The sequence below is a fragment of the Ensifer sp. 38_S197 genome, assembly GCF_056924495.1.
The window spans coordinates 211345-222780 of record NZ_JBXOVZ010000002.1 but is presented as its reverse complement, the minus strand read 5'-3'; the positions used below and the strand labels follow the sequence as shown (position 1 = coordinate 222780).

Annotated in this window: 10 protein-coding genes and 1 pseudogene; 5 read left to right on the top strand and 6 right to left on the bottom strand. The window is 62.9% G+C overall.

All coding sequences use genetic code 11. The features are described from left to right. The first annotated feature begins 98 nt into the window (after positions 1 to 98). On the top strand, positions 99 to 353 hold the full coding sequence (locus AC1Z3V_RS14435) for a DUF1127 domain-containing protein (protein WP_483499933.1): 255 nt from the start codon (positions 99 to 101) through the stop codon (positions 351 to 353). 13 nt (positions 354 to 366) lie between these two features. Then, complete coding sequence (locus AC1Z3V_RS14430; protein ID WP_483499932.1) at positions 367 to 1575, top strand: MFS transporter; 1209 nt, start codon at positions 367 to 369, stop codon at positions 1573 to 1575. Positions 1576 to 1644: 69 nt separating this feature from the next. On the opposite strand, the gene rcdA is transcribed toward AC1Z3V_RS14430, so the two are convergent. From rcdA to AC1Z3V_RS14415, 3 genes are all read right to left on the bottom strand, one after another. After that, positions 1645 to 2163 (bottom strand): protease adaptor protein RcdA, encoded by a 519-nt coding sequence (gene rcdA / locus AC1Z3V_RS14425; protein WP_043610604.1) that lies wholly within the window; start codon positions 2161 to 2163, stop codon positions 1645 to 1647. 354 nt (positions 2164 to 2517) lie between these two features. Then, positions 2518 to 2706: a DUF1192 domain-containing protein gene (locus AC1Z3V_RS14420; protein ID WP_173520418.1), complete on the bottom strand. Its 189-nt coding sequence runs from the start codon at positions 2704 to 2706 to the stop codon at positions 2518 to 2520. Continuing rightward, positions 2693 to 3994: an MFS transporter gene (locus AC1Z3V_RS14415; protein ID WP_483499930.1), complete on the bottom strand. Its 1302-nt coding sequence runs from the start codon at positions 3992 to 3994 to the stop codon at positions 2693 to 2695. Before AC1Z3V_RS14415 ends, AC1Z3V_RS14420 begins: the two co-directional genes overlap by 14 nt. A 285-nt stretch (positions 3995 to 4279) precedes the next feature. Between AC1Z3V_RS14415 and AC1Z3V_RS14410 the strand changes: the two genes are divergently transcribed. Then, on the top strand, positions 4280 to 4435 hold the full coding sequence (locus tag AC1Z3V_RS14410; RefSeq protein WP_173520420.1) for a hypothetical protein: 156 nt from the start codon (positions 4280 to 4282) through the stop codon (positions 4433 to 4435). A gap of 111 nt (positions 4436 to 4546) precedes the next feature. Continuing rightward, entirely contained in the window at positions 4547 to 6484 is a 1938-nt protein-coding gene (locus tag AC1Z3V_RS14405) for a TPR end-of-group domain-containing protein (protein WP_483499928.1), read from the top strand. A 31-nt stretch (positions 6485 to 6515) separates the two neighbouring features. Here AC1Z3V_RS14405 and AC1Z3V_RS14400 read toward each other — a convergent pair whose 3' ends face one another. Beyond that, entirely contained in the window at positions 6516 to 8030 is a 1515-nt protein-coding gene (locus AC1Z3V_RS14400) for an MFS transporter (protein WP_483499926.1), read from the bottom strand. Positions 8031 to 8134: 104 nt separating this feature from the next. Here AC1Z3V_RS14400 and AC1Z3V_RS14395 point away from each other — a divergent pair, with 104 nt between their 5' ends. After that, on the top strand, positions 8135 to 8689 hold the full coding sequence (locus tag AC1Z3V_RS14395) for a TetR/AcrR family transcriptional regulator (RefSeq protein WP_483499924.1): 555 nt from the start codon (positions 8135 to 8137) through the stop codon (positions 8687 to 8689). Between the two features lie 6 nt (positions 8690 to 8695). Here AC1Z3V_RS14395 and AC1Z3V_RS14390 read toward each other — a convergent pair whose 3' ends face one another. After that, positions 8696 to 9631 carry a PhzF family phenazine biosynthesis protein gene (locus AC1Z3V_RS14390; protein ID WP_483499922.1) on the bottom strand — a complete coding sequence of 312 codons (936 nt, stop codon included), beginning with the start codon at positions 9629 to 9631 and terminating at the stop codon, positions 8696 to 8698. A gap of 693 nt (positions 9632 to 10324) precedes the next feature. Further along, positions 10325 to 11341 (bottom strand): annotated as a pseudogene (locus AC1Z3V_RS14385) (class I fructose-bisphosphate aldolase); the annotation flags it as partial. Between the last annotated feature and the right edge of the window lie 95 nt (positions 11342 to 11436).

Sequence of the window (11436 nt, the reverse complement as noted above, 5' to 3'; positions counted from 1 at the left end):
TTTGGAAGTTCTTGAGAACTTTTTGGACGCGCTTAATTACGCCCCGGCTCGGCTCCCGCAGAATTCATCCGTCTTTCGGGCTGACGATGGAGGCTGCCATGAACCATGTTCCCATTCCTGTATCCCGGCAGCGGGCGATGCGGCTGGCCGTATCCGCTCGGGAGGAAAGCCGGTTGTGCTGGCACACCAATCTCGCAGCGCTCAGACGCATTGTCGCGACCTGGGACAGGCGGGCTCGCTTTCGCCGGGACCTCGAACAGGTTTCGAGGAACGACCCGCATCTGATCGACGATATCGGCCTGCCAAGATGGCAGGTCGAGATCGAAATCGCCAAACATCTCTGGCAAGCCTGAGGCGCGTAGCGGAATGATATCGGACCAGCAGCCTCCCTGTGTCGCAGTGGAGCGACGGCGCGACACAGCGTTTTCGCAGGAGCAATCAATTCCTTGGGCGGCGATAGCCGGCACGATCGCGACCGTGACGGTGTTCGCTGTCGCCCAGGGGCTGACCTATCCTTTGCTCAGCTTCATTCTGGAGCGGCAGGCAACGACGCCCGGGCTGATCGGCCTGTCGGCGGCGATGACGCCGCTGGGCTTCATCGTTTCCGCTCCCCTCATTCCGGCGCTGGTTCGGCGCCTGGGTGCGGCGTGGCTTGCTATCCTGTGCTCGCTGTGCGCCGCGCTCGCCCTGATCGCAATCGCCTGGACGCAGGACCTCTGGGCCTGGATGCCCCTGCGCTTCCTGCTCGGCTTCTTTGCCAATCCGCTGTCCGTGATCAGCGAAACCTGGCTGATCGCGATCACGCCTCCCTCGCGCCGGGGCCGCATCATGGGCCTCTATTCTTCGGTCGTTTCCGGCGGCTTCGCCATCGGTCCACTGTCGCTCGGCCTCGTCGGCACGGAGGGCTGGTCGCCGTTCTTGATCGGCATCGTGGCCTTCCTTCTCTGCGGCATGATCCTGCTGACAGTCGTGCCGCGCCTGCCCGATATGCCCCATGACGGCGAGGCAACCTCCGTCGGCGGCTTCCTGGCGCTGGCGCCTCTCCTCCTGTTTGCGGTTTTCACCGCTGCCGCTTTCGAGCAAACCCTGCTTTCCCTGTTCACCAGCTATGGTGCCGCGTTCGGAAATGCCGAGGGGCGGATCGCCTCCCTCCTGACCTGCTTCATCGCCGGCAATGCGCTGCTGCAGGTGTTTCTCGGTCGCATGGCCGAGCAGATCGGCTCGATGTTGGCGATGGTGTTCTGTGTCCTGGTCTCGCTGGCCGCATGCCTGTTGCTGCCATGGGCCTTCAATTCCTGGCTCATCTGGCCACTCGTCTTCGTCTGGGGCGGGGTCTCGTTTGGCATCTATACGATGTCGCTGATCCAGCTCGGCGAGCGTTTCACTGGCCAGGCCCTGATCGCCGGCAACGCGGCCTTTGCAGTTGCATGGGGTCTCGGCGGCATCGTGGGTTCGCCCACGACGGGACTGGCCATGCAGTGGCTCGGGCATCGGGGACTGCCGTTGGCCCTTGGCTTCCTGTGCTGTGTACTGGTGATGTTTCTACTGGCGAAGATGCGGCGCGCGCGTTCGTGACGCCAGCGATGCAAAACAAAAACCCGGCCAGGGCCGGGTTCGTCTTCCGCATGCTGAGGAGAGGGGCTGTCAGTTGGTGCCGAAGGCCGTCTGCAGCAGCTTGATCTGCGCCTTGACGCCGTTCTGGTTGTCCGGAACGATGGCGGCAGCTTCGTGCGGGCGATAGATTTCGCGGTCGAGCAGGGCGACGCGGTTTTGCAGGCGCAGCGAGCGTTCGATCAGGTCGCGGAAGGATTCCGGCAGTTCGGCCCAGCCCGGAGCGGATTTGTCGACGTTGAAGCTGTCGAGGCGCACCTTGCTCTTTTCCGACATCACCTGGTCGCGGCTCATCTCACCGTTGTTGACGGCGCGCTGCAGCAGCAGCCACGAAGCCATCTGCATCAGACGGGTGGTAAGCCGCATGGACTCGGCCGCGTAGAGAACCGATGCCATGCGTGGCAGAACCTTCGAGGCGGCGCGGCCGGGGCCGTCGAGATAGGTGGCCGTTTCCTCGACCAGACCCATGCCTTCCGAATAGAGTGTCTTGAATTGTGCCGAGGACGCCGCGTGTCCCGCGAAACTGACCGTATTCAATCCTCTCTCGGACATGACCTGTTTTCCCTGGTTCAAACGCATCACGACAGTCAGGTAGCGGACGGTTATGGGAATTAAATCCTTGCCCGTCTCTATGCTCGAAGAATGATCCGATAGCGCATTTCGCGCAAGGGTATTCTTAAGAAAGGGTTAATCTCCACAGTTCTTTAGCGAAAGCTATGCCAAAATAAAAAAAGAGCCGCGGAAAGCGGCTCTCAAGGTAAAACAGGGAGAAAATCAGACCCATTCGCCAGTCGGAGAAATTGTCTGAAACCGGAAAGCTCCGGATGCCCTGACAATCGCAGATAATGCTTAATGCGCCGTTAAACGCGCTTCGTTTTGCTGCGCCGCGGCCGCTGCGGTAACGGTTCAGCGGAACAGGCTTTCGGCAGCGGAGCGGCTTGCGGATTTGCGCGTCCGCTCGGCTTCGAGCCGGGCGATTTCCTCCGTCAACAGGGTGATGCGCTGGGTGAGTTCATCGACTGAAAGCAATGAAAGGTCGCTGCCGATCTCGTGCACCACCTTCTTCTGGGGTCGGTCATCGTCAAACAGGCTCATCGCTCTGATCCTCCCATCTCTGGTTGTTGTCCGGTTCGCTACGCGCTTCCTCGAACGGGGCAGCGCGCGGCGAAAGCTGCAGGCTCTCCGGGGTCGTCGGCGCGCCGGCATTGACCGGCGAGAAGGCATCGCGGTCGGAGACCGGCACGGGCGCGCGCATCCGGCTGCGAATGATGGCATAGGCTGTGATCAAAATGTGGGCACAGGCGGTAATCATGAACAGGCCGTAGGGGCCGGCCGCCGCCATGACCGGACCGCCGATCGTCGGGCCGATGATGGTACCGATGCCGTAGAGCAGCAGCAGGCCACCGGAGACCTTCACGAAGTCTTCGGCGGTCGCAAAGTCGTTGGCGTGGGAAACCGCGATCGGATAGAGTGCGTTGGCGGCAGCACCATAGATCGCGATCAGCGTCAGCACGATCCAGACCCGGCTCGGCTCGATCAGGAAGATCAGCAGTCCGGCGAAGGCGCCGACGCCCGCAAGCGCTGCCAGGACATAGCGGCGGTCGATGCGGTCCGAGAGGCGGCCGGCCGGGAGCTGCATCACCGCGCCCGCGAAGATCGCCACGCTCATCATTGCCGCAACCGTGCTGTCGGAAAGGCCGGCCTGCCGCCCGAAGACGGCGCCGAGCGTGCCAAAGGCACCGTTGGCGATGCCGACGAGAAGGATGCCGAGGAAGGACACCGGCGAGTTGCGATAAAGCGCGCGCAGGTCGAGGCGGACCTGCTTCAATGGTTGCGGCGAGGCAGCCTTGGACAGAAGCGTCGGCAGCATGGCGAGGCAATAGAGGATGCCGCAGATCATGAAGAAGATGCTGGTCGAGGTGTCGCCGAAGGGGATCATCATCTGGCCGCCGACGACGCCGAAGAGCGTGATGGCGATATAGAGCGAGAAGATGACGCCGCGGCTCTCATTGGTGGCGCGCTCGTTCAGCCAGCTTTCGATGATCATCGAGGTGCCGGCGGTGGAGAAGCCGGTAAGCGCGCGCAGGATCAGCCACCAGGTCGGATTGATCATGATGCCGGTCAGCAGCGCGACGATGGCGATCAGCGAAGCAAAGACGCTGAAGGCGCGCACATGGCCGATGCGCTTGACGACGTTCGGGGCGAAGAAGCAGCCGAGAACGAAGCCGGCGGCCCAGGACGTGCCGATCAGGCCAAGGATGGTGGTCGGATACCCTTCGGCGGTACCACGCACGGGAAGAAGCAAGCCCTGGAGGCCATTGCCCAGAAAGAGAAACAACGTGCCGAGCAGGAGGGCGGCGACCGGGAGCAGGTTCTTTCTCATTATCCATCCGAAATTCGTTCTGCCGTCAGCAAGTTAGGGCGATGCCTGGTGAATTGCCAGCCGGTTTCTCTTTGCAGCGTTTCGAGTTGCCGCAGGTTTTTCCCTTCAATCGGTGACGATTGAACGAGACCGGTCATTGCAAATCGTTCGCGGAAACACTAGCCCTTTTTGCCGTGCACAACGTATCGCTAGTCCTTGGGGGAAGGCGCTGCTCCGTGCGACGAATGGTGCCGGCGTTGCGAAACCTTCGCCGGTTGAGGCAGCCTCCCGGAACACGAGGGCAACATGCAGAAGGCGCTCGCCCTTATCCTGCTGCTGGCAATGGCCATCCAGCTTCTGTGGCCGCTCGGCATCCCGGGTTTGCGCCGCCGCCGGGACTTCTGGAAGATTGCCGTCTTCGCCATCGTCATGATGATGGTGACCGTCTTGATCCGGCCGTAGCCGGCCCATTTCGCCCCTAAGGACCCGTTTCCTTGGAAACTCCGGGGCCGCTCGCCCGATGCTATTGGGTTGTACGTATATTCGTTACAACTACAAAAGGGCGCAGGACAGATGGGGAATAACGCGCTAGATTACCTCTTTCATTCGGGAAGTGAATTTGAGGGTTTCTTGGAACGCCGTCTCGCTGCCATTCTCGCTGCCGATGTCGTGGGCTACAGCCGCCTGATCGGGGCTGACGAGACCGGCACGCTGGCCGCGATGAAACGGCACAAGAACGAACTCGTCGATCCCAAGATCAATCGTCACAAGGGCCGCATCGTCAAGCTGACCGGCGACGGTATTCTCGTCGAGTTCGCGAGCGTCGTGAATGCGGTTGCCTGTGCCGTCGATATTCAGCGCGGCATGCTCATCCGCAATGAAAGCGTTCCGCCGCTGAAACGCATCGAGCTGCGTATCGGCGTGCATCTCGGTGATATCATCGTCGAGGACGGCGATATTTTCGGCGACGGCGTCAATGTCGCCGCCCGGCTCGAAGGCCTGGCGGAACCATCCGGCATCGCTGTCTCCGCATCCGTGCGCGATCATGTCGGTTCACGCCTGGACGTCGGCTTCATCGACAGGGGCGAACACGCACTGAAGAACATTGCCGCCGGCGTGCATGTCTATTCGGTGGCGCTCGGTGCGCCGACGAAGGTTGCGGCGGCACCAAGTGAGGTCGGCCCTATCGTGCTCGATGACGGCTACGGGCTCTCGGTCGGTGTGCTTCCCTTCACCAATATGAGCCATGACCCGGAGCAGGAATATTTCTCCGACGGCATCACCGAGGACATCATCACGGATCTTTCGAAGATTTCGAAACTGCATGTCGTCGCCCGCAACACGGTATTCACCTACAAGGGGCGGTCGGTGAAGGTGAAGCAGGTCGCGCAGGAGCTCGGCGTCCGCTACATCCTCGAAGGCAGCGTGCGTAAGGCCGGCTCGCGGGTTCGGATCACCGGCCAGCTCATCGACGCCTTGACCGGCACGCATCTGTGGGCCGACCGCTACGACCGGGATCTGACCGACATCTTCGCCATCCAGGACGAGATCACCCATTCCATCGTCGACCAGCTCAGGATCAAGCTGTTGCCGGCGGAACGGCGTGCGATCGAAAGCGACCCGACCACGAGCGTGGAGGCCTATACCTACTATCTGCGCGGCCGGCAGTTCTCGCATGCCTGGACCCGGTCCTATCTGCTGCTCGCCCGGCGCATGTTCCTGAAGGCGGTGGAGCTCGATCCCGAATTTGCGCGCGCCTATGCCGGTATTGCCGATTGCGAGTCGGCGCTGCGCGACTGGCATGAGGACGAGTTCCCTCTGGACAGCATTCTTTCCACCACCGCGAGAGCCCTGGAACTCGATCCGAACCTGGCGGAGGCGCATGCCTCCCGCGGCCTGGTCCTGCATCAGGATGGCCAGGATGACGAGGCGGTCGCCGAGTTCGAACGGGCGCTGACCTTGGACCCCAGCCTGTACGAGGCGAACTTCCATTATGCCCGTTTCCTGTTCATGCAGGGTGCCTTCGAAACGGCGATCCAGTTCTTCAAGCGTGCAGCGGACATCAGGCCGGACGACTATCTGTCGCCGATCCACCTGATGAGCGCCTACCGCTCGCTCGGCCGGGACGCCGAACGCACGCAGTGGGCGAAGATCGGCATTTCGCGAGCGGAGCGGGCGCTGGAACTCAACCCGGAAAACTCCGGCCCGGCTCATCGCGGCGCACTGGCACTTGCCCATATGGGCGAGGCGGATCGGGCGCGGGAATGGGCGGCACGCGCCCTGGCGATCGACCCCGACGACGTGGTCGCGCGGTACAATACCGCCTGCGTCTACTCCATTCTCGGCGACATCGATGTGGCGCTCGATCTTCTCGAAACCCTGCTGCCGCAGAGCTCGTGTTACCAGCTGCTTTGGTTCAAGCAGGATTCCGATCTGGACGCGGTACGGCACCACGTGCGCTTCCAGGCGATGCTCGAGGCGATCGCGAAATGTGAGGCACGGTTACGCTGACCGCCGGAGGGGACCGGCGATCGCTTTCAGTTCAGTGGTGGCTTGTCTGGCGGGAACCCGTCGGGGCGCTGCTGCGGCCCCCCGTCAGCCACCAGATGGCCGAGCCGGTGACAAACATCATGGCTGTCGCAACGATCACCACCACGGTGAATGCCTGTTCGAAGGCAAGCTGGGCGCGCGTCACCAGTTCGCCCGCCAGATCCGGCGGCAGCTTTTCGGCGAGGATCAAGGCTTCGTCGAGGCTATCGCGCGCCATCGGCGAGATTGCGGCACCTTCCGGCAGCACGAGGAAGGCGGTGTAGACGATCGACATGACGGTGCCGAGAACGGCAATCCAGATCGCGCCGCCGAGTTCGAAGGAGACCTCCTCGATCGATGCCGCCATGCCCGCCCGCTCGGGCGGGGCGTTGAACATGATGGCGCTGGAGGCGGCCGTCATCGAGGCGCCGATCCCGAGGCCGAGAACGACGAGGCTGGCGATCTGGGCAAGCGTGCCGATGTCGTGAAGCAGCAAGTAAGCGGTGAGACCGGCGGCCGCGAGGAGCAGGCCGGAGCGCAGTACCACTTCCGGTCCAAGACGCGGAAGCAGCATGCCGGTCAGGGGGCCGGCAACGAAGGCGGCGAGCGGGATCGGCAAAATGAAGAAGCCGGCTTCAAGCGGCGAAAAGCCGTCAACAAGCTGCAACTGCTGGCTCAAGACGAGCTCGATGCCGACGATGGAGGCCGACGCCACCAGTGCCGCCGCCACGCCGGAGGAAAACGCGCCGTTGCGGAACAGGCTGAAATCGATCAGCGGACGCGCGCTACGGCGTTGCCGGCGGACAAACAGGACGAGTGCGATAGCACCGATCACGGCCGCAGCGAGGCCCGCTTCCAGCGACGGTTCGCGCTTGCTCGTTTCCTTGACGGCATAGGCAAGACCAACGAGGCCCACCATGATCTGAAACGAACCGAGCGCATCCCACGGATGCCTGGGATTGCCGGGGCTGTTCGGCAGCACGACGATGCCGAGCGTGAGGGCAATGGCGACGACCGGCACGTTGATCAGGAAGACCGAACCCCACCAGAAATATTCGAGCAGGAAACCGCCGAGAACCGGGCCGATCGCAGCCCCTCCGGAGGCGATCGCGGCCCAGACGCCGATTGCCAGCGCCCGTTCGCGTTCGTCAGTGAAGGTGAGGCGGATGATCGACAGCGTTGCCGGCATCATCAGCGCGGCGCCGACCGCAAGCAGAACGCGGGCGCCGATCAGGATCACGGGCGTGGGCGCATAGGCGGCGACCAGCGAAGCGACGCCGAAGACGGCCAGGCCGACGATGAACGGCTTCTTGTGACCGAGCCGGTCGCCGAGCGTGCCGAGACCGGGCAGAAGGCCGGCAACGACGAGCGCATAGGCGTTGACGATCCAGAGCTTCTCGGATGCACTCGCGCCGAGGTCATGGGTCAGACGGGGAAGGGCAGTGTAGAGCACCGTCATGTCGACGACGATCAAAAGGAGTGCGCTCGATACGATGGCCAGAATGAGCCAGCGATTTTGCGGAAGCATGGTACACCTCGGGTGGCCGCCCACAGGGAATTGGCGGCCAGGTCTTGTTAACGTCAGGGTCAATATTTAAATACGTACGTATGGATTTGAAATAGGAAGTCAAGATGGGGCGACGTCGAACAATCGATCGTGACAAGGTTCTGGATGCGGCGGAGGCGATCGTGAACGCCGTCGGCGCCGCCGGCCTGACGATCGATGCGGTCGCCAAGGCGGCCGGTATCACCAAGGGCGGCGTGCAATATTGCTTCGGCAACAAGGACGGTCTGATCGACGCGATGATGGAGCGTTGGTTCAACGAGTTCGACACCGCGGTTGCGACGGAGGGCGGCGAGGACCCCGACCCAGTGAAGGCAATGCGCGCCCATGCCTTGGTGACTGCCCGGATGAACACGGCCGACAGAGCCCGGACATCGGGCATGATGGCGGCGCTTCTGCAGCGGGAAGAGCATATGGCCAAAAACCGCGCCTGGTACCGCGCCCGTCTCGATGGCATCGACCTCACGACGGAGGAGGGGCGCCGGGCACGCCTCGCCTTCCTCGCCACCGAAGGCGTCTTCCTGCTGCGCGGTTTCGGCTTTGTCGAGATGGACGACGCTGAATGGCAGGATATGTTCGCCGATATTCTGACGCTTTTGCCCGACCCCGGCGACACCGCCTAAAGGCTGTTACAGGTCGATCAGCCCGCGCATGGCGCTGACGCAAGTGCCGGAAAGGCTGACCTGACGAACGGCGCCGCCCTGCTTGCGGACGCTCGCCCCGATGAGGCTGCGCCGGCCCATCTCGACGCCCTGTTCGATGGTGATCTCGACATCGATATCCTGATCCGGCAGCAGCGATACGAGATGTGCAGAGAGCGCTGCGGAGGCGCTGCCGGTCGCGGGATCTTCGTTGACGTTGTCGAGTGGGGCGAACATGCGAGCCCGGATCTGCCACGGCGCCTCTGCCGAGCGAACGTAAAGGAACAGGCTGAAACTGTCTTCTTCCGGCTTGTAGCGGGCATTGGCCGCCTGGAACGCCGTGACGTTCGGTCGCGCCGTCGAAAGTGTAGCAATATCAGTAACTTCCGCGACCGCGAAGGGCAGGCCGACGGAAAGGCGGATTGGCGTATGGGTGCTTGTGCCGATGGCTTCTGATGGGAGCGATGCGCAGGAAGCGATCGTTCCGACGTCGATTTCCGGGCCGGCCGTCAGGCTGCGCGGCACGACGATGCTGGCGCCAGTGACCTCGCCCCTCTCCCGCGACAGGGTTGCCTCGACAAGCCCCGCCTTTTCCTCGAAGCGCAGCATGCTACCAGGCACACGGCCGAAGATCTCCTTCTGTCGACCAAGCACGAAGGCGGTGCCGACATTCGGGTGGCCGGCAAAGGGGATCTCCATCGTCGGCGTGAAGATCCGGACCTCGGCCGTATTGGCGGGATCGCGCGGCGGCAACACGAAGGTGACTTCGGAATAGCCGAACTCGGTTGCGATCGCCTGCATCTGCCGGTCGCTCAGGCCCCGGGCATCCGGGATGACCGCGAGCTGGTTGCCCGCGAAGCGTTCGGCGGTAAAGACGTCGACCGTGATGTAAGCGATGGATTGCGGCGAAGCGGCGGAGGTCATGGCACCGGCTTTCTCTGGGGTTGGCTGCGAAGCCAAGACTTAAGCCAGCGTTCACGCCGGTCAAAGGCGCCAAGTTGTTCCGGTGACAATATTCTTGGAGCTCACAGACCGAAATAATCGTTTATATTCAAGTTACTAAGCTCACTGGCCGCTTTTCGTCCAAGCCCCAAGCGGCACAAGCCGACTGCTGTGCTATCCTTGGCGCATAGGCTGGGCACACAGATGAATATCCGACGCGGCCTCTTTCGAGCGTGGCTGATTGCGTCTGCACTTTGGGTGCTGACGCTGGTCGTCTATGTGGATTTTGAAGGCCGGCAGAGAGACGGGACAGATGGTGGCTCCGTCTTCGTCCGAGGCTGGGTCCTGATCACCGACGGTTGGAAGGCCGAGAGAGAGGCAGCCGCCATAAGGGAAAGGGCGGCCGCAGCCGGGGTCCCGAGCGTTGTCGTGCCCGACGAGATTGGGCGGCGACGTCGATCCGGCCGGGAGGTGCAAGAAGCGGCTTTGCTCTTCGGCGGAATGTTGCTGGGGCCGCCGCTTCTCCTGCTTGTGCTGGGCGCTTGGGTTATCCGTGGCTAGGGTTCGCATTGTACCGTCGGGAGACGGCCTGCGAGCCGCAGAAAGTCACAAAAAGAAAAGGGGCCGACTAGCGGCCCCTCGGGTTCTCATCTCTCCACCATGCCTTATGCGGCCTTCTTCGAGATCCTTCTTCCAGGCGCCCTTGGCTGCGAGGCTGCACATCTCGGCGCGGTGCGAGAAGGCGCGCTGGCCTGCACCAATGTTGTCGGCCTTGCCGTGCCAAGCGTCGAGCGCCTCCTGCTGCAGCGCGCGGCCATAGGAGAAGGTGAGTTTCCACGGCAGGCCGCGGGTGGCGTTCATCGCCGAGAGATGGGCTGTTGCCTCTTCGGTCGATTGGCCGCCGGAGAGGAAGGCAATGCCCGGAACGGCCGAAGGCACGGTCCGCCTCAGCACCTTGATCGTGCGTTCGGCCACTTCGGCCACCGAAGCCTTGCGCGCCTTCTTGCCGTCGATCACCATGCTGGGCTTCAGGATCATGCCCTCGAGCTTGACGCGCATCGCGGCCAGTTCTTCGAAGGTGGTGCGCAGCGTCCACTCCGTCACATGCTCTGCGCGGTCGATCGAGTGGTCGCCCGGCGCACCGTCCATCAGCACCTCCGGCTCTACGATCGGCACGATGCCAGCGTCCTGGCAAAGGGCGGCGTAGCGAGCGAGAGCATGGGCGTTGGCGCGAACGGCACCTGCGCTCGGCAATGTATCGGAGATGGAGATCACGCCGCGCCACTTAGCGAAGCGCGCACCCGCCTCGTAATATCTCGTCAGCCGTTGGGCGAGGCCATCGAGACCCTCGGTGATCGTCTCTGCCGGGAAGTTGGTCATCGGCTTGGCGCCGGCATCGACCTTGATGCCGGGAATAGAACCGGCGGCGCGGATGATGTCGACGAGCGGCGTGCCGTCGACCGCATGCTGGAACAGGGTTTCCTCATAGAGGATGACGCCGGAAATGTACTTGCGCATCGCCTCGCTGGCGCGCAGCAGCATCTCGCGATAGTCCCGCCTGGAGGTCTCGGTGGATTCGAGACCGATCGTATCGAAGCGCTTCTTGATCGTTGCCGTGGATTCGTCGGCGGCGAGCAGCCCGCGGCCGTTGGCGACCATGGCGGCAGCGATGTCTTCCAGTCTTTCGCTCATGTTGTTCTCCCTGGACAGCGCCGATCACCAGGATCGGGGCGAGCACTGAAACAGTTTCGGACCGACGGTGCATGGGGGCAACCGCCACGCTCCAA

Bases quoted from the DNA above. Each gene is read 5' to 3' on its own strand.
- AC1Z3V_RS14435 (WP_483499933.1), top strand. From the start codon at position 99: ATGAACCATGTTCCCATTCCTGTATCCCGGCAGCGGGCGATGCGGCTG.
- AC1Z3V_RS14430 (WP_483499932.1), top strand. From the start codon at position 367: ATGATATCGGACCAGCAGCCTCCCTGTGTCGCAGTGGAGCGACGGCGC.
- rcdA (WP_043610604.1), bottom strand. From the start codon at position 2,163: ATGTCCGAGAGAGGATTGAATACGGTCAGTTTCGCGGGACACGCGGCG.
- AC1Z3V_RS14420 (WP_173520418.1), bottom strand. From the start codon at position 2,706: ATGAGCCTGTTTGACGATGACCGACCCCAGAAGAAGGTGGTGCACGAG.
- AC1Z3V_RS14415 (WP_483499930.1), bottom strand. From the start codon at position 3,994: ATGAGAAAGAACCTGCTCCCGGTCGCCGCCCTCCTGCTCGGCACGTTG.
- AC1Z3V_RS14410 (WP_173520420.1), top strand. From the start codon at position 4,280: ATGCAGAAGGCGCTCGCCCTTATCCTGCTGCTGGCAATGGCCATCCAG.
- AC1Z3V_RS14405 (WP_483499928.1), top strand. From the start codon at position 4,547: ATGGGGAATAACGCGCTAGATTACCTCTTTCATTCGGGAAGTGAATTT.
- AC1Z3V_RS14400 (WP_483499926.1), bottom strand. From the start codon at position 8,030: ATGCTTCCGCAAAATCGCTGGCTCATTCTGGCCATCGTATCGAGCGCA.
- AC1Z3V_RS14395 (WP_483499924.1), top strand. From the start codon at position 8,135: ATGGGGCGACGTCGAACAATCGATCGTGACAAGGTTCTGGATGCGGCG.
- AC1Z3V_RS14390 (WP_483499922.1), bottom strand. From the start codon at position 9,631: ATGACCTCCGCCGCTTCGCCGCAATCCATCGCTTACATCACGGTCGAC.